The following is a 16,968-nucleotide window of genomic DNA, read 5'->3' as shown; positions in this document are numbered from 1 at the left end:
ATTTTAACTCTTCCGTGCATGAGCCTGCGATACAAGGTCGGGCTTAAGAGGTTCGATGCCCTGCCAATACAACTGCTGCAACAACTCGTATACAAATTGATGAAACAAGGCTTTAACATGCAGTTTGCCAAGTCCAGAAGCTCCACGCCATTCTTGCTCCAACAGCTTCACTTTCTCGTACAGGGACAGCGGGTAATGTGGTGCGAAAGCATACTGATTCTGAAAGGGATTTTCCTTTTCCAGCAATTGTGCTATCTCTTTGCGATCAGGCAGGGCCAACGTCGCCCTGTACAAAATGATGTAATATTCAAGCACATCCTCCGCCAGGATACTCAGGCACATTCCTTTTCCGCCATGCAGTACATGGAAACGCTCTATCCTGTGAATACTGTTATCCAACCGTACCCGTGGACTTCCACGCACGGCATATAAGAACGCACTGGCAGGAAGTCGATAGGCTCGAAGCTCCTCTCCTTTTTCGATCTTCCTATGACGAACATCCATCACCTGTATAAAAACATGATTCCACAGCAAAATGTGATCGTTCAACTTCATTACTACCGCTCAGCCCCCATCCAAACCGTTCCTTCAGTTCTTATTCCGTCCTATCAGAATTAAATTTATTATAATTGATAATCATTCTCACAAGCAATCGAATATATCCAACTTCCTCTGAATAGTTTAAAACCATTAATTATGTATGTATATATCAAAATATAAGTAAAAAAGCCCTGCAAAAGGGCTATCTTTCTTGCGATTCATTCTACTGTCGATTAAAGCTCTACCTGTATGGCTATGTTCCAAATCGTTTGCGGTACCCGCATTTTCGGCATAACTCTTCTACCGCTTCTCTTTTGGAGAACCCGAAGTACAGACGGTTTGCACGCTCCCCTTCCACAATGTCGGAAAAAGATTGCTCATGCACATTACCTAAATTAATGACACCTTCTCCATCCAGACAGCAAGGGACCACCGTTCCATCCACCAATATCGCTGCTTGGCTACGGAGTGCATGGCAAAAGCCTTTTCCGTCATCTTCCGGGGCACTGAGGCTCGGCCATTCAAATTCGTGGTCCTGATTCAAATAAACGTTTGGTGCGATTTTGACCCCACTACCCGGTATCACCTTTTCCTCAATCCGATAGTCCAGTCCAAACTCTTGCTCCAGTCGTTCAAGTGTTTCCCGATTGCGCTGACGCTGCACATTAGTCAAATTATCTTCAGTCAAGTTCCAGAGACGGAACGAAATAATGACATTGTGTTTCACCGCTTCTCTTACAAACGTGAAAATATTACCCAAATATCCTTCTCGATCCACGGAGCCTTCATGTCCGTCAAAACTATGGAGAGAGAAGTTCATCTGACGCAGCGCTGGTTGCCCAAGCAGCTTATGTCCGGTCTTCGGCAGCAAGGTACCATTAGTGGTAATATTGACCTTTAAGCCTTTCTCATGAGCACTTTCCAGTAAAAGATCAATTTTCGGATGGAGCAACGGCTCTCCTTTTACATGCAAATAGATATAATCTGTATGTGGTTTGACCTGATCAAGCACATTTCGAAAGACTTCCGGATCAATAAATTTTTTGACACGCTGTGTTTGAGGACAAAAGCTGCATGCGAGATTGCAAATGCTCGTTATCTCAATGTATACCTTTTTAAAAGTTTTCAACATGATTTCCCCATTCTAACCTTCATCCTGAGCATCTTGTTTATGCTCACTAATCTTATGATTATAACGGGTTATCACCGACAGGTAAACTCTCCAGTCTCCCCCTTGGTGTGGGCATCAAATGCTCGACACCTACGCCTATCCAAGATTTGTTTGATATTTTCTATTGACCCTAGGTCTGACCTAAGGTTTATAGTGGAGTTATTCAAATATCAGTAAGGAGTCCTCTCATTGAAAGAACACATTACGATCAGCCAGCTTGCTCAGCTTATGAATGTATCTGTACATCAACTGCGATATTTTGAAGAAAAGGGAATCATCTATCCATCACATACTGAAGAAAATCAATATCGGATGTACGGGCTTCATGAGATTTATCAGCTATCGCATATTTTATTACTACGTAAATTAAATGTCCCTGTCGGTCAGATTCAAGAATGTATGACTTCCTATGCTGCCGATGATTATAACCAGCTTTTAGAGCATTCGTTGCAAAAAGTACAAGCTGAAATAGCTAACTTAAAGATGCATGAACAGTTTATTCACAAAGTGTTAGAAGAATATAATAATCGGACCCAGCAGGGCGATGAGTATCAAGTCAAACGATTAGGTCCCCGTCATTTAAAGCTATGGTTTGCATTGGAGAATGGTCAAGAGTTCACTGCCGGAAACCTATTTGAACACCGCCCTGCCCCACCTCGATTATTTGAAAATGACATGCATTACTTGCCTGATGCTGGACAGTTGAAGCTGTGTTATGAAACGGCGGATGTGGCTGACTATATTCTGGAAGAAGGCAACTATCTTTATAAGCATCTTTCCGTCATTGAAGAACCTGAGATTGATTATGAGATCAAACAAATGGAACGATATGTAGCTCATCACCAATATAACTGCCAAAGCAAGACCATTCTAGTAGAAAAATCTTATCTTTCGATGTTCGACAACAACAAGCTACAATATGAAATTCAAGTCAAAGTAGAATAAATCTTGGAGGTGTTACATGAGTGCAAAATCTTTTGACATTGTTGCATACCAAAAACAAGACCATGAAGCTGTTTGCAGTCTTTTAGTCGAATCGTTTAAAGCAAAATTCCAATCTCTTGTTACACTAAAGGATCAAGCTATACAGCAGTTGTTAATGCAGGTTTGGGTTCAAAATCCTTATTCTACATCTATGAAACAATTTGTAGCTAAAGAAAACGAAGAAGTTATCGGTGTTCTTTCCCTTAAATGGAAACCCTCCTACTCTTCATTTCCTGAAACAAACCCCATTTCTTTGAAGTAAAACAATCCAAATATAATGGGTTACGGCATTTTTGGTTCAAGGAGCCTGTATGGCATCTGATGAGTTGGAAAGAGAACCTGCATTCGAGGAGAGAGCATCATTGAAAAAAACACTCAAGCTTACTTTTGGTATTGCGGCAGCTCTGGCTGCTGTCTCGGTACTCATTGTTCTATATCAAAATTCCTACAAGATGACAGAAGAAAAAATACAAATCACGACACCTAAAGGGCTGTTAACAGGTACATTAACTTTGCCTAAAAACTACTCGGGAAAGATTGGTTTGGTTGTTTTTGTCCATGGGGATGGTCCTATTAATGACACCTATGATGATGGATACAAACCACTGTGGGAAAAGTTCGCTTCCAAGGGTTATGCCTCCTTGTCACTGAATAAGCCCGGTATTAACAGCGCTCCTGGTAACTGGCTCGCCCAAAGCATGGAGGACCGCGCACAGGAGATCCGATATGCAATAGACTGGGCAAGAAGCTTACCTATGATTGATAAGCAAAAAATCGGCCTATGGGGAGCCAGTCAAGCAGGATGGATCATTCCGAAGATCGTTAAAGAGGAGCATGATATTGCATTCAGCATCCTTGTATCGCCTGCCGTGAACTGGATTTCCCAAGGACAATTTAATACCAGAAAAGAACTGGAGCGAGAAGGAGTTACTCCGCAAGAAATTCAAAAGACATTGAACTACGATCAAGAGATTCTACAGTTACTGAAAAGACAGGCTTCTTATGAAGAATATCTAAGCATAGCCGATCCTGACGATATGATTTCCAAAGAAAGATGGAGCTTTATACGCAAAAATTTTCTGTCTGATTCCACCGAAGAATTAAGTCACTTCCATACTCCTGTACTCTTGGTTCTGGCTGGAAAAGATATTAATGTCGATGCAAAGGATACCGAGCGAGTCTATCGCCAGAAAATACCTCCAGAACTGCTGTCCGTGATTCATTTACCTGAAGCCGACCACTCCATGATGGATGAAAAAATCGCGCGTTCAAAATATCTAACTTTTTTAACAGCCGTATTCGCCCCAAGAAAATTGGTGAATGACGAGTATCTCGAAATCCTTGCCAATTATGTCAGTGAGCGTTAAACAATGATGTTTTTTCCACACTTCTTTTGAATATGCTGATAAAAAATCCATCTTTTTTGAGTATACGATTTTCTTAATGCGGTCTACAGACAGTCCGTATTGTTCTGAGAGTTCGTCAATGGGCAGCCCATGTCTGCAAATAACTAGTCCTTGCACTCGTGAATAATGGGTTGCAATTCAAAAAAGACGTCTATTTCCCTGTAGGATCTGTTTTCTGTGCATTCAGTTACGCGCTCATTCAACTCATAACTGTTCTCGGTTAGACTGGGAATAGATCTATAAACAACAAAAAAACGGCATCTCTGCCGTTTTTCTAAAAGGATGGACTCTCAGGGACTCGAACCCTGGACCAATTGATTAAGAGTCAACTGCTCTACCAACTGAGCTAAGAGTCCATAATAAAAGTTTGGTGGAGCCTAGGGGGATCGAACCCCTGACCTCATCGCTGCCAGCGATGCGCTCTCCCAGCTGAGCTAAGGCCCCATCATAAGCAAGTTTTATCAACGTTTCAAGCGACTTCTATATCATATAAAATATTTAACCCTGTGTCAATACTTTTATAAAAAAATATAATTTTCTCCCTTTATGGCCCAGAAAAGATACAGTCAGCGATCAGTCGCTGGCTGTATCTTTAGATAACAGTGTTTTCAGTTCCTTCATAAACATATTGATGTCTTTAAACTGACGATAGACGGACGCAAAACGTACGTAGGCGACTTCATCCACTGGGTAAAGCTGTTCCATGACCAGCTCACCAATCTGCTGGCTATCCACTTCTGTGGCTGCTGTGTTGCGGATAGCGTTCTCCACCTGGGATACGATCATATCCAGTTGCTCGACGGATACTGGACGCTTCTCGCAGGCTCGAATGAGACCGCGCAGCATTTTATCACGACTAAACTCTTCACGGCTGCCGTCTTTTTTGATGACCATGAGAGGGGTTTCCTCCACCATTTCAAAGGTGGTAAAACGCCTGGCACACTGCTCACATTCACGGCGGCGACGGATGGACTTGTTATCATTCGCAGGTCGCGAATCCAGCACTTTCGTGCCATTGTAGGCACAATACGGACATTTCATAATCTCACCACTTTCTTTTTCCAATAAATTCCCGAAGACTTTTAGTAATAATTTTGTCAAAACAGATCATAATATGTTTACCATATCGCGAGGAGGTGAACAACAATGGCACAAGGAAACAATGGCAACTCCAACAATCTGGTAGTCAGCAGATCCTCCGGCGCTCTGGAGCAAATGAAATTTGAAATCGCTCAAGAGTTGGGTATCAGCATTCCTCAAGATGGATACCAAGGTAATATGACTTCCTATGAGAACGGTTCGATCGGGGGCTACATCACAAAACGCCTCGTAACGATCGCCGAACAACAATTGGCAGGTCAATACCAATAATCGCGGTAATAATGCAAAATAACAAGAAAAAGTGTCTGGATGGGCTGGTAAAAACAGCCTGTCCAACGCTTTTTTCATTTTAAAGCGAAAAGCTCATCATGTCATTAACTTGGATTTAAAAATCATTATAAATTTTCGTGTATTGCCTGTAGTAATAAATGACCCGCTGTACATAATGTCGTGTTTCACCAAAAGGGATTTGCTTGATGGACTCTTCTTTTCCATCCCACACTCCCTTATCCAGCCACTCTTGAACTTTACCCGGCCCTGCATTGTAAGCAGCTACGATTGCTACAGGATTATCCTGAAACTTTATGGATAGGTTATGCAAATACCAGGTTCCCAGCTCAATATTGGTGCCAGGCTCGTGCTTGACACTGTCCAGCGGAACCTTTTGAATCTGGGCGCTGTCCATAATCCAATTTGCCGTATTCGGCATAATCTGCATCAGCCCTAGCGCCCCCTTATGTGACTGCTTACTGGTTTTAAAATTGGTTTCTACACGGATAATAGACGCCACCAAAAATGGGTCTACTTCATACGTCTGTGAATACTGCCGAATCTCATCCTTATATTGAATTGGATAGAACCAGGACATCCAATTTGAATTAAGGAATAGAATCAGGACAAACCCGACAAACAAAATGAGCAGGACTCTTTTCTTTCGCAAAATATTCATGCAAGTCCCTTCCGCTGCCAAAATTGATCAATTTGTCGCTTCGTCTCAGTCTGTGTTCCGCTATTATCAATAACGATATCGGCCAAGCTTTTCTTTTGCTCAATATCCATTTGTGCGGACAGCCGAAGTCCAGCTTGCTCCTCCGTCAGACCGTCTCTGAGCACCAGACGCTGGAGCTGAATATCACGTGGTACGTACACAACCATAATTTCCTCGTACAAGCTCTCAAGCCCCGACTCGTACAGTAACGGAATATCTGCCAAAACAAGCTTGTTCGGCTGTTCCCGTTCGAATGCTTCCATGCGCATACGCATTTCCTCACGAATAGCAGGATGTGTAATATCGTTAAGTGCCTGCCGCTGGGCAGGGTCTCCGAATACAATCTCCCCCAGTTTTTTGCGAAGCAGAGTTCCGTCACTGTTCACTATAGCTTGTCCAAAATGCTGAATGACCGCCGCCAACACCGGATGCCCCGGAAGCATCACTTCCCGGGCAATGGCATCTGCGTCGATCAGCAGCGCACCTTTGGCGACCAAAAGAGCCGACACGGTGCTTTTTCCGGTAGCAATACCTCCGGTTAATCCGATATTCATGCTCTTTCACCTCATAACAGCTTCAATATGCCCATCATAATCAGTAATAATGCCGGCAATACACCCAGCGCCTTCATAAATCGAAATGCTGATAGAAAAAAGCCTGCCTTCATCCCTGCAATCAAAAATGTTCCACTGAATAACGTAATAGCCAGCGCAGTAGACAGTGGCTGAAAACCAAGCATAGCTGCCCCGAGTCCCGCTCCGAACGCATCGACCGATAATGCAATACCCAGCCAAACCGCTTCGGTAGCAGATATACTGCCGGAACGGTCCATATCCGCAGCAGACGGGCTTCGAAGAATCCGAATAACAAGCCCCCATTTGCGAAGCTCCAGAGAAAATACTGTTCGTTCCTGCTGCTCCACAGAAGCTTCTGCCGACAGATCTTTTCTTGAGCTAGGGAAAGACTCGGTATCAGCATTCTCTACACCCTTCTTCTCCCCAAGAACAGATCTGCTCGCTGGATCAGTCTGTTTTGTAAGAAGCAAACCCCGAGAGGGCTCCACTGAATCCTCTGGCAAATCCTCTTTGCGGTGCAGAGCTTGAATCAAAGAGTAACAGCCGATACAGATCAGGATGACAGCACCGAAAACGGTAGTATATACAGGAGACAGGGCACGAGATAGTAATGCGCCCAATTGCATGGATATGCCGATCACCAAACCTGAACATACGGAGATGATAGCAATCGACAACAGTGGAATTTTCATTTTGCGCAGACCATATGTAACACCGACTCCGAAACTGTCCAAACTTAGCGCAAATGCCAGTAACAGCAGGGCTCCCCAATGATTAGCCACTCCAATTCCCTCCCATTGCGAAGGCAGGGCCTTATAACAACCGAAACCCTCCGCAGTATTGGTACTTGGAACAATATATGAGAGGGATGGGCTTGGGGTGACTGTGCTTGTTTAGCGCAGAGGCTGGCAGACCGGACAATGATGTGTGCCCCGTCCGGCTACGACAGATTTTTCGATCAATGTACCACAGTTGATGCAAGGCTTCGCGTTACGTCCATAGATTTGCAATTGATGCTGGAAGTCGCCCGCTTCGCCCTGTCCATTCACGAATGATTTAATGGACGAGCCTCCAACCTGAATGGACGCACCTAGCGTGGAGACAATAGCTTCATGCAAGACATGAAATTGGCTATCCGTTAGGCTTTTGGCTGGCTGTGCTGGATGAATCCCCGCCTTAAACAACGATTCATCTACATAGATATTCCCGATGCCCACCACATATGACTGGTTTAACAGCGCTGCCTTGATCGAAGTCGAACGAGTTCCAACAGCGGCACGCAGCATTTCTGGTGTAAAGGCCTCGTCCATCGGTTCCAGACCAAGTTTGTTCAGCGGCTTTTCCAGCAAATCCTGTCCTGCTGGAAATAAGTGCATCGTGCCAAACTGGCGCACATCCTGATAACGCAACTCCGTACCATCTTTAAAATGAAAGATGACATGGGTATGCTTTTCCACAGGATCATGTTGTGAATATAATCCATATCGTCCTTCCATTCGAAGATGGGAGACCAGCACCAGCCCGTCCAGCAAAATCCGCAGAAACTTTCCGCGTCTCTCCACCCCTGTAATCCGGTGATCGGCCAATTCCATCGCAAAAGCGTGGATATCATCGGGCCGTTGAATGATCCGCGGCAGATTCACAGTGACATGATCTATATGTTTATCAACGATAAGCTCGTTTAGCGTTCGTTTAATGGTTTCTACTTCCGGTAATTCCGGCATGATGTCTTCACCTCACCCTATATTATAACGGAAGCAGCGTCAAATTGGGACTATCTACTCATTGAAATATCTTATTTGGCCTCATACCAATTGCTGCCATAGCTTACTTCGGCTTTGAGCGGCACAGCCAGCTTTAATGCAGCTTCCATGGTAGCAGGGACAAGCTCTTTCATCGTTTCCATTTCCTCAGGCGGAACCTCGAATACAAGCTCATCATGTACTTGGAGCAGCATTCTGCTACGAAGATTACGTTCACGTAGCGCTTTATCCATCTGTACCATCGCCAACTTGATAATATCGGCTGCGGTGCCTTGAATCGGCGTATTCATCGCTGTACGCTCGGCGAATGAACGCAGGTTGAAATTGCTGGCGTTAATCTCCGGCAAATAGCGTCTGCGTTCCAACAGCGTTTTTACGTATCCGTCCCGCTTCGCATCCTTTACAATATCATCCATGTAACGGCGAACGCCTTGGAACACATCAAAATACTGGTCGATAAAGCGAGCCGCTTCCTTCCGCGTAATATTCAAATTTTGTGACAGACCATAATCACTGATCCCGTAGACAATCCCAAAGTTGACTGCCTTCGCAGAACGCCGCATATTGGAGTCCACATCTTCCGCTGCTACACCGAACACATCGGATGCGGTCTTGGTGTGAATGTCCATATCGTGGACAAAGGCTTCCTTCAAACGTTCATCATCCGAAATATCAGCCAGCACCCGCAGCTCGATCTGTGAGTAGTCTGCCGCCAAAATAGACCAGCCCGGTTCGGACGGAACAAATACTTTGCGGATTTTGCGACCTTCTTCAAGACGAATCGGAATGTTTTGCAAATTCGGAAATTGACTACTCAAGCGTCCAGTTGCTGCAACCGTCTGCCGGAAATACGTATGCACCTTACCCGTTTTCTCCGAAATTTCTTTAAGCAAACCTTCAACATACGTCGATTGGAGTTTGGCAATGGTACGGTACTGCAAAATGTTTTGTACAATATCATGATAGGGGGCCAGCTTTTCCAGTACCTCCGCATCGGTCGAGTACCCCGTTTTCGTCTTTTTAATGACAGGTAAACCCAGTTTATCAAACAAAATCTCACCCAACTGCTTAGGCGAATTCAGATTGAACTCTACTCCGGCAATGCTGTAGATCTCGTTCACCAACGTTGCGATCTGGGCTTCAAATTCTTTACCCAAAGCACGCAGTTCTTCTACGTTCACCAAAATGCCCTGCTTCTCCATATCCGCCAAAATGCGGGACAACGGCATCTCCAGCTCATGAAACAGCTTGTGCATTTCCGTTTTCTCCAGCTCAGCCTGCTGCACAGGCACCAAAGCTTCAATCACCGCTGCCTTACGCGCCACATGATCAGACAGCACGCCCACGTCAGGAACTTTATATTTAGCTCCTTTGCCGAACACTTCTTCGTCAGGACGGATCGAAGACAAGCCATATTTGGCTGCCAATCCGCTCAATGTCTGGTTTGCATCAGTTGGGTCCAGCAAGTACCCTGCCAATTGCACATCAAACTCGGCACCTGCAAACTCAATTCCATGCCAGTGTAAAGCCAAATCCGTACGATGCAGATCATGACCGCGTTTTTTGCGTTCAGGGTCAGCAAGCCATTCGCGAATAGGTGTAGCTGTATCGCTTTGCAGTACATCCAGTGTCATAAAAAACTGCTGTCCCGTTGCGGCAAATATCAGACCTACGATGTCAGCATGATGCGGATTATCGCCATGCGTCTCAACATGCAGCACATCCACATGATCCAACACTTCTACCAATTCGCTAATCCGCTGCTCATCCAGCACTGTTACGTCAGCCGCGGCTTCCTCTACGTCTACCCCAGTACTGCCAACCTCACCTGAAAAAGATAAACGTTCCAGCAAGGACTTGAACTCCAGCTTCGCCAGAGCTGGCCCGGCTGTTTCTGCTTGCAGCCCGCCGAAGGCCACATCTTCCAGCTGCTTGTCCAACGTTACATCCCGATAAATGGTCGCCAAATCTTTGCTCATTCGCGCATCGTCAGCATGTGTCTCAACGCGTTCTTTCATTTTGCCCTTCAGCTCATTCGTGTGCGCCAGCACTTCTTCGACTGAACCGTATTGATGCAGCAGCTTGAGCGCTGTTTTTTCACCTACGCCGGGAATACCAGGAATATTATCCGACGTATCGCCCATCAGGCCCTTAAGGTCAATAATTTGCAGCGGCTTCAGCCCATATCGTTCCTGAATTTGCTCAGGTCCATACGTCTCCACCTCAGTAACCCCTTTGCGAGTCAAGCCGACTGTGACATGGTCTGAAGCCAATTGAAGCATATCCTTGTCCCCGGTCACGACCAGCACATTGAAGCCGGCTTCGTCCGCTGTCTTGGACAGGGTCCCTATAATATCGTCCGCCTCATAGCCATCCAATTCAAACTGGGCAATGCCGAAAGCGGTCAATAGCTCTTTCAGCAACGGAAATTGCTGGGACAGCTCTGGCGGGGTTTTCTCCCGTCCACCTTTGTAATCCTCGTATCCCTTATGGCGAAACGTTATTTTACCGGCATCGAAGGCAACCAGCATATGTGTTGGTTTGTGCTCCTCCAAGAGCCGCAATAACATCGTCGTAAATCCGTACACCGCGTTCGTCTGCTGTCCGCTCGAATTCGTTAACGGTGGCATAGCAAAAAACGCCCGGTAAATGATACTGTTACCATCTATAAGCATGAGTTTATCCATTTAGCACCTCGCAAGTTCATCAATGCATTCGTAACGTTCTTACGTTTTACGCATTCCTCTTCCTATCTTAACATACAAGACTCCTTTTTCAGAAAAAAACGGCTGCTTCCTAACCAAATTTGCCTTTTGCTCAAAGACAAGTCTGGGTCAGAAACAACCGCTATATACCTGAAAGCTCTACTGGTTCAAATCTGGTCTCTCCCCTGTCACGAGATATACAGTGCTTTCACCGATATTCGTAGCATGGTCACCAATTCGTTCAATGTATCGTCCTACAAGCAGTTGCAGCATGGCTTGTGAAGCCTCTGCCGGCTTTTCTACCATAAAGGCGTACAGATCGCTGATCATGTGGCTATACATGGAATCCACACGATCATCCTCTTTGGCCATTTTGTAGGCCAGATCTGTATTTTCATCCAAATAGGATTTGATCGCATCATCTATCATTTCTTTAACAATGGAAGCCATGTGCGGAATATCCACCAGCGGCTTAATGATCTGCTGCCCTTCCAGACGAAGGGTCACCTTGGCAATATCAAGTGCCAAATCGCCCATTCGTTCCAGATCACTGGAAATTTTAAATGCAACAATGATTCGGCGCAAATCCTTCGCTACCGGCTGCTGGGTAATAATGAGCTTGGAACCCATATCGAGAATATTCTCTTCCAGCGTATTGAGGGATGCATCATTTTTGACCACCTGCTGAGCCAATTCTGTATTTTTGGTCTGCAAACATTCAATGGCCTGATCGAGCGCCTTCGAAACGTGTGCACCCATTTCGCGCAGTACGGCTCTCAGTTCGTCTAACCCTTCATCAAAACCTTTTCTACGTATCATTTCGAAGTCACCCCTTCTGGCATATTCATCTGGTAGGCTTTAGCCAAATCGCCCTGAAATATAATCTTCCGTACGTGAATCTTGCGGCGTGGAAAACATCGTCTGTGTGTCCGCCGCTTCCACCACAACACCATTCAAAAAGAACGCAGTTCTACCAGACACACGCGCTGCCTGATGCATGTTATGCGTCACCATGACAATGGTATACGTGTCTCGCAATTCCTGAACCAGTTCTTCAATTTTCATCGTGGAGATCGGATCCAGCGCAGATGTCGCCTCGTCCATAAGCAAAATATCTGGTTGTACAGCAAGCGCCCGGGCAATGCACAACCGCTGCTGTTGTCCACCGGACAAGCTCAGAGCTGAACGCTTCAAAAAGTCCTTGACCTCTTCCCAGAGTGCCGCCTGCCGCAGGCTTTGCTCGACCAATTCGTCCAACTTGTCCTTTTGCCGAACTCCATGCAGACGCGGGCCGTAAGCCACGTTATCATAAATCGATTTGGGAAACGGGTTAGGCTGTTGAAAAACCATTCCCACCTGCTTCCGCAGAGTTTCTACTTCCATAGTATCGCCGTATATATCCTGACCTGCGATACTCACGGTGCCTTCAATACGTGTTCCCGGTATCATGTCATTCATCCGGTTTAGCGTACGCAGCAGGGTCGATTTGCCGCAGCCGGACGGGCCGATAAAGGCAGTTACCGTTTTTTCAGGAATATCGAGGTTTATATGTTTCAGCGCGTGAAATTTCTCATAATATAAATTCAGCTTATCAATCCGGATTACGGAATCATTCATGGATTTATGATCTCCTTCGTGTTGCAGTTATGATCCTCAAGCATTGCACCTGATTTGCACAATATGAAGATTATATAAGCTGTGTGTAAATTTAGTGTGGTGGATTTGTTAACGTTATGTAAAATGATCAAGAACTTAGCATGAGCTCAAGCTCCTGCGCAATTTCGGCTGCATTCAAAGCTGCTTCCTCTGCGGAACGGGACATTTCACTGTTTTTAGCTTCAATTTCATCGACAGCCTGCAGTAGTTTGGCAAAAGTTTGTGTTCCGGCAGATATATATTGAGAGCCTGTATGAATCTGCTGCATACTCGTATCCGTCAGTTCAGCGGTGTCACGCAGCATTTGCTCGATATGGGTGAGTAAGCCTGTAATCTGTGTGGAAAAAGCTTTCGTCTGGAGTGACATATTCCGCACCTCCTGAGACACAATCTGGAAGCCTCGTCCATGTTCGCCAGCATGTGCCGCTTCAATGGACGCGTTGATCGCCAGCAATCCACTGTGATCTGCCAGTGCACGAATGGATGAAGCCATGCCCGCAATGTCATTCAGCGATTGCGTCAACGCCGTCATTTGCTCATGCTGGCGTTTCATTTGCTCCGTAACCGCACGATAGGAGAGCAAAACATCCTCCAGTTCTACTTTGCCACGACGGGATAATTCACTCATTGAGCGGGTTAGCCGCACACTGTCATCGGCCTCTTTAGCTGCATCCAGCACAGTCAGCTGAATACGCTGGACTCCGTCATAGCTATGCCGAATCACATCTCCCCGCTCTTCGTCCGCTTCTCTTTGCATTCGCTGCACGACGGACAGGATATCACGAATCGTGAGTACACCGAGTAACCGTGTTCCTTCCTTAATCAACACACAGTCGTAAAAACGCTGATCTTCGCGCAGCATCGCCAGTTCCACAATGTCCGATGCCTGGCTTTTCAGATCCACAATTAATGTATCGGGGTCGGCAAATAGGGCCGCAGGCTTGTCATAGAACAACGCCGCAGCAAATCTGCCCGTAAAATGGCGATTGTACGCATCTCTCATAATAATGCCCAATGGAAGATCATTTTTATCCACAACAATGACACAAGGAATATCTTCCTGTGTTTTCATAAGGGCTAACAGTTCTTTACAAGACATATCCGTACCAATGATCGGAACCTCCCGGCATGGCACATAGGTAGTAATCGACTTGTATGCTTCACGTTCAATCACGGCAGTGGAACTCGGCTGGGTCTTTGGTTCCGTTATCATCGTTCTGAAGTCCCCTTTTTTTAACTACTTGGAGTGACGGAAACATCATATCGGTCATTTGTTGATTCTAGCGACTAGTTTTGTTAATGAAATGTAAAATCACAAAATGGACACAAAGGTCCCCGGACACTGCCCTGAATAAAGAAAAACGCTCCTCATTTATAATAAATGAGAAGCGCTTCTTTTTTTATTTACAACCAGCTTGTACCCCACTCCACGGATTGAATCAATATGAACCGAGTCGGGATCTAGCTCCAGCTTTTTACGTAAGGAACTGACGTGTACATCTACGGTCCGTTGCCCGCCAATGTAGTCAAAACCCCAAACAGCATTCATCAGATCATCTCGGGTTAATACCACACCCGGCTTGCGGGACAAATAAAGAAGCACCTCAAATTCCTTTGGTCTTAAGCTGATGGACTGACCTCCAAGAATGACTTCATATTTTTCAGGGTAAATCTCCAGCTCGCCCAATTGAATTTTGGAGCTATCTTTCTGATCAGACAACACTCCTTCATCCCCACCGGAAGTTCTTCGCAGCACAGCCGTCACGCGGGCCAACAGCTCAGAAACGCCAAAAGGCTTCGTGATGTAATCATCCGCACCCGACTTCAGCCCTTGGACAACCTCGGCTTCACCGTTTTTGGCCGTTAAGATAATAATAGGCGTCGTCAGCCCCTGATGGCGAAGTCTGCTCAGAATGTCCAGCCCGTTCATTCCCGGCAGCATCAAATCCAGCAGGATCAAATCGTAGGACTCTCTGGAGGCTTTCTCAAACCCGGCACTGCCATGATCCTCCGTATCCACTTCGAAGCCTTCTTGTATCAAATTGTAGGATAGCAATCTGGCAAGCGTTGGTTCATCCTCAATAACCAGCAAGCGTTGTCCCATAAATAACTTCATCTCCTGTTTACCTGTTAAAGGCGCATTGGTCAAAATCCTGAAACTTTTTCCATACTCATGCGACACCCGTTTATTTTATCACGGCATTGTTAACAGAATGTAAAAAATGTTCTAGTTCATTCTTCCTGTTGCAATAGCGGTAATTCAACTGTAAATGTGGTACCCAATCCAAGCTCACTTTCCACCGAAAGGGTGCCATGATGCAAATCGACCAAGTGCTTGACGATCGACAATCCCAGCCCCGTTCCGCCAGAGTTACGCGAGCGACCTTTGTCCACCCTGTAAAAGCGCTCAAAGATACGTGGCAGGTCCTTCTTCGGAATTCCAATACCTGTATCACTGACTGTAAATACGACCTTTTCGGTGTCATTATCCCGCTGTATCGTTAGAACCTTAATCTTTACCTTGCCACCATCAAGTGTATAGTTGATGCCATTAGACAAAAGGTTCAGAAAAATCTGCTGAAGCTTATCTTCATCTGCCTCCATAAACAGCTCATCCGGGATATCCATGTGTAATGAAATTCTTTTTTTGGCAGCTACATTGTTCAGTTTTTCCAGCAATGATTCTATGAACGACGAAACGTGCACCGGCGAGCATTCCAGAGGGGAACGCTTGGACTCGATTTTGGATAGCTCCAGAATGTCACCGATCAACCGATTCAATCGTTCGCTTTCATCATATATAATTTGCAAAAATGAACGGGCCGTCTCCTCATCTTTAACCCCGCCACCGAGCAACGTCTCGGCAAAACCCTTGACTGCGGCAATCGGCGTTTTTAGCTCATGAGAAACGTTAGCCACAAATTCGCTCCGCATATTTTCCAACCGTCGAATAGCCGTAATATCCTGTAAAAGGAACAGCATCCCCCGGTATCCGCCCTCATCCTCATACATCGGAACACCGTCCAGCAACACGAGTCTCTCCTCGGGATTGTACAAATGAACTTCACCATGCAGCCTTTCTCGGCTTTGTATACTGCCCTCAATTAGCTTTGTGAGCTCATAATGCTTCTTCAGCTCATGATACGGCTTGTCTGTCACCCGTTTACCCACGACACCGAGCATTCGCTCAGACTCACGGTTTACAAGCGCAATACACTCATTTGCATCAATCATTAGAATTCCGCCTGTCATATTACTCATGACACTCTGGAGCAGATCCTCATTGTCACGTATCGTTTTCATTTGGTTTTGGAGACTATCAGCCATACGATTAATGGCTTCACCCAGTTGCCCTACCTCGTCCCGGCGCTGCACACCAACCCTTGCGTCATAATCCAGTCCTGATATACGGTTGGCTACCCCAGTAATATGTTCAATGGGCGAGGTGAGACTGCGAGCAATACGATAGCTCACCAGTCCAGCAGCAATAAACAGCAACACTAGACCAATCCCGATGGCCGTCCAGCCGCGCTGCACTCCCTCCTCCACCGCTTTCAGACTCATGGACAAACGGATATATCCGTCAAAACCCTTATCCGATACAACAGGCTCTGCAACGTATAGCATGTTCCGCTGCAAGGTTTCGCTGTAACGAATCGTGCGTCCAATCTTCTCTGTTGAAGCTTGCTGAATTTCTTCACGAGATGCGTGGTTTTCCATCTTTCGCGGATCGCTTAACGAATCTCCAACCACCGTCCCGTCCTTGCGAATGAAGGTCACCCGCGATTCCGTAAGACGAGCAATTTCCTTCGCCTTTTGAGAATAATAAGAGACATAATCCGTGCTGGACAGGGCATCTGCATTAACAAAAGGGAATGTAGCTCGAAGCAGGTCGATCTCCCGTCCCATGTTCTCCTCTAGCACCTTCATATTCGAATTTTTAAAAATTTGTCCCATCGTGATTCCAGCAGCAAGGACAGATACGCCAATCAAAATCAGCATGATCAGGGTAAGCCTGAAACGAAACGATTTCATAAAATATGCCCATCCTTTATGTAAGTTAAGTCTCATTCTACAGG

Annotated in this window: 17 protein-coding genes and 2 tRNA genes; 4 read left to right on the top strand and 15 right to left on the bottom strand. The window is 45.8% G+C overall.

The genetic code is table 11. The annotated features are described in order from the left end of the window. Positions 1–3: 3 nt before the first annotated feature. Together MKY16_RS08615 and MKY16_RS08610 are read right to left on the bottom strand one after the other, a co-directional pair. On the bottom strand, positions 4–555 hold the full coding sequence (locus MKY16_RS08615) for a hypothetical protein (protein WP_256026103.1): 552 nt from the start codon (positions 553–555) through the stop codon (positions 4–6). A gap of 238 nt (positions 556–793) precedes the next feature. After that, positions 794–1,672, bottom strand: a complete 879-nt coding sequence (locus tag MKY16_RS08610) for a radical SAM/SPASM domain-containing protein (protein WP_039269916.1) — start codon at positions 1,670–1,672, stop codon at positions 794–796. Between the two features lie 228 nt (positions 1,673–1,900). On the opposite strand from MKY16_RS08610, the gene MKY16_RS08605 reads away from it, so the two are divergent. The 3 genes from MKY16_RS08605 (at position 1,901) to MKY16_RS08595 (ending at position 4,062) form a co-directional block, all read left to right on the top strand. Further along, positions 1,901–2,656 carry a helix-turn-helix domain-containing protein gene (locus MKY16_RS08605; protein ID WP_340955020.1) on the top strand — a complete coding sequence of 252 codons (756 nt, stop codon included), beginning with the start codon at positions 1,901–1,903 and terminating at the stop codon, positions 2,654–2,656. Positions 2,657–2,672: 16 nt separating this feature from the next. Continuing rightward, positions 2,673–2,957, top strand: a complete 285-nt coding sequence (locus MKY16_RS08600; protein WP_340955018.1) for a hypothetical protein — start codon at positions 2,673–2,675, stop codon at positions 2,955–2,957. 100 nt (positions 2,958–3,057) lie between these two features. Next, positions 3,058–4,062 (top strand): alpha/beta hydrolase family protein, encoded by a 1,005-nt coding sequence (locus tag MKY16_RS08595; protein ID WP_340955017.1) that lies wholly within the window; start codon positions 3,058–3,060, stop codon positions 4,060–4,062. A gap of 322 nt (positions 4,063–4,384) precedes the next feature. Here the strand turns inward: MKY16_RS08595 and MKY16_RS08590 are convergent. The 3 genes from MKY16_RS08590 to nrdR all read right to left on the bottom strand — a co-directional run bounded on the left by MKY16_RS08590 (position 4,385) and on the right by nrdR (position 5,142). Beyond that, positions 4,385–4,457, bottom strand: a tRNA-Lys gene (locus MKY16_RS08590). A gap of 12 nt (positions 4,458–4,469) precedes the next feature. After that, a tRNA-Ala gene (locus MKY16_RS08585) sits at positions 4,470–4,545 on the bottom strand. 129 nt (positions 4,546–4,674) lie between these two features. Beyond that, the gene (nrdR, locus tag MKY16_RS08580; RefSeq protein WP_013309614.1) at positions 4,675–5,142 is read right to left on the bottom strand and encodes a transcriptional regulator NrdR; all 468 of its coding nucleotides are present in this window, start codon (positions 5,140–5,142) and stop codon (positions 4,675–4,677) included. Positions 5,143–5,247: 105 nt separating this feature from the next. Here nrdR and MKY16_RS08575 point away from each other — a divergent pair, with 105 nt between their 5' ends. Further along, positions 5,248–5,472: an alpha/beta-type small acid-soluble spore protein gene (locus MKY16_RS08575; RefSeq protein ID WP_025685069.1), complete on the top strand. Its 225-nt coding sequence runs from the start codon at positions 5,248–5,250 to the stop codon at positions 5,470–5,472. A gap of 115 nt (positions 5,473–5,587) precedes the next feature. Here the strand turns inward: MKY16_RS08575 and MKY16_RS08570 are convergent, their stop codons facing one another. The 10 genes from MKY16_RS08570 to pnpS form a co-directional block, all read right to left on the bottom strand. After that, positions 5,588–6,151 (bottom strand): lytic transglycosylase domain-containing protein, encoded by a 564-nt coding sequence (locus MKY16_RS08570; RefSeq protein ID WP_029516633.1) that lies wholly within the window; start codon positions 6,149–6,151, stop codon positions 5,588–5,590. Beyond that, complete coding sequence (gene coaE / locus MKY16_RS08565) at positions 6,148–6,744, bottom strand: dephospho-CoA kinase (protein ID WP_340955016.1); 597 nt, start codon at positions 6,742–6,744, stop codon at positions 6,148–6,150. The genes MKY16_RS08570 and coaE overlap by 4 nt, the downstream gene beginning before the upstream one ends. A gap of 11 nt (positions 6,745–6,755) precedes the next feature. Next, on the bottom strand, positions 6,756–7,547 hold the full coding sequence (locus MKY16_RS08560; protein WP_165145296.1) for an MntP/YtaF family protein: 792 nt from the start codon (positions 7,545–7,547) through the stop codon (positions 6,756–6,758). Between the two features lie 111 nt (positions 7,548–7,658). After that, positions 7,659–8,489 carry a DNA-formamidopyrimidine glycosylase gene (gene mutM / locus MKY16_RS08555; protein WP_069011196.1) on the bottom strand — a complete coding sequence of 277 codons (831 nt, stop codon included), beginning with the start codon at positions 8,487–8,489 and terminating at the stop codon, positions 7,659–7,661. A 71-nt stretch (positions 8,490–8,560) separates the two neighbouring features. Further along, the gene (gene polA, locus MKY16_RS08550) at positions 8,561–11,215 is read right to left on the bottom strand and encodes a DNA polymerase I (RefSeq protein WP_340955014.1); all 2,655 of its coding nucleotides are present in this window, start codon (positions 11,213–11,215) and stop codon (positions 8,561–8,563) included. 177 nt (positions 11,216–11,392) lie between these two features. Next, positions 11,393–12,052 carry a phosphate signaling complex protein PhoU gene (gene phoU / locus MKY16_RS08545; protein WP_025721993.1) on the bottom strand — a complete coding sequence of 220 codons (660 nt, stop codon included), beginning with the start codon at positions 12,050–12,052 and terminating at the stop codon, positions 11,393–11,395. 39 nt (positions 12,053–12,091) lie between these two features. Further along, positions 12,092–12,850 carry a phosphate ABC transporter ATP-binding protein PstB gene (gene pstB / locus MKY16_RS08540; protein ID WP_029516628.1) on the bottom strand — a complete coding sequence of 253 codons (759 nt, stop codon included), beginning with the start codon at positions 12,848–12,850 and terminating at the stop codon, positions 12,092–12,094. Positions 12,851–12,977: 127 nt separating this feature from the next. After that, on the bottom strand, positions 12,978–14,102 hold the full coding sequence (locus MKY16_RS08535) for a methyl-accepting chemotaxis protein (protein WP_029516627.1): 1,125 nt from the start codon (positions 14,100–14,102) through the stop codon (positions 12,978–12,980). Between the two features lie 159 nt (positions 14,103–14,261). Next, the gene (locus tag MKY16_RS08530) at positions 14,262–14,993 is read right to left on the bottom strand and encodes a response regulator transcription factor (RefSeq protein ID WP_013309604.1); all 732 of its coding nucleotides are present in this window, start codon (positions 14,991–14,993) and stop codon (positions 14,262–14,264) included. 128 nt (positions 14,994–15,121) lie between these two features. Next, entirely contained in the window at positions 15,122–16,924 is a 1,803-nt protein-coding gene (gene pnpS / locus MKY16_RS08525; RefSeq protein WP_340955012.1) for a two-component system histidine kinase PnpS, read from the bottom strand. Between the last annotated feature and the right edge of the window lie 44 nt (positions 16,925–16,968).

Origin of the sequence: Paenibacillus sp. FSL L8-0641 (assembly GCF_038006265.1) — a bacterium.
GTDB lineage: Bacteria > Bacillota > Bacilli > Paenibacillales > Paenibacillaceae > Paenibacillus > Paenibacillus polymyxa_D.
Note: the sequence above shows the minus strand (reverse complement) of the source record. Positions and strands in the feature narration are given on the sequence as shown.

Excerpts from the sequence above, each read along its gene's own strand:
- MKY16_RS08615 (WP_256026103.1), bottom strand. The coding sequence starts at position 555 with ATGAAGTTGAACGATCACATTTTGCTGTGGAATCATGTTTTTATACAG.
- MKY16_RS08610 (WP_039269916.1), bottom strand. The coding sequence starts at position 1,672 with ATGTTGAAAACTTTTAAAAAGGTATACATTGAGATAACGAGCATTTGC.
- MKY16_RS08600 (WP_340955018.1), top strand. The coding sequence starts at position 2,673 with ATGAGTGCAAAATCTTTTGACATTGTTGCATACCAAAAACAAGACCAT.
- nrdR (WP_013309614.1), bottom strand. The coding sequence starts at position 5,142 with ATGAAATGTCCGTATTGTGCCTACAATGGCACGAAAGTGCTGGATTCG.
- MKY16_RS08575 (WP_025685069.1), top strand. The coding sequence starts at position 5,248 with ATGGCACAAGGAAACAATGGCAACTCCAACAATCTGGTAGTCAGCAGA.
- MKY16_RS08570 (WP_029516633.1), bottom strand. The coding sequence starts at position 6,151 with ATGAATATTTTGCGAAAGAAAAGAGTCCTGCTCATTTTGTTTGTCGGG.
- coaE (WP_340955016.1), bottom strand. The coding sequence starts at position 6,744 with ATGAATATCGGATTAACCGGAGGTATTGCTACCGGAAAAAGCACCGTG.
- mutM (WP_069011196.1), bottom strand. The coding sequence starts at position 8,489 with ATGCCGGAATTACCGGAAGTAGAAACCATTAAACGAACGCTAAACGAG.
- polA (WP_340955014.1), bottom strand. The coding sequence starts at position 11,215 with ATGGATAAACTCATGCTTATAGATGGTAACAGTATCATTTACCGGGCG.
- phoU (WP_025721993.1), bottom strand. The coding sequence starts at position 12,052 with ATGATACGTAGAAAAGGTTTTGATGAAGGGTTAGACGAACTGAGAGCC.
- pstB (WP_029516628.1), bottom strand. The coding sequence starts at position 12,850 with ATGAATGATTCCGTAATCCGGATTGATAAGCTGAATTTATATTATGAG.
- MKY16_RS08535 (WP_029516627.1), bottom strand. The coding sequence starts at position 14,102 with ATGATAACGGAACCAAAGACCCAGCCGAGTTCCACTGCCGTGATTGAA.
- MKY16_RS08530 (WP_013309604.1), bottom strand. The coding sequence starts at position 14,993 with ATGGGACAACGCTTGCTGGTTATTGAGGATGAACCAACGCTTGCCAGA.
- pnpS (WP_340955012.1), bottom strand. The coding sequence starts at position 16,924 with ATGAAATCGTTTCGTTTCAGGCTTACCCTGATCATGCTGATTTTGATT.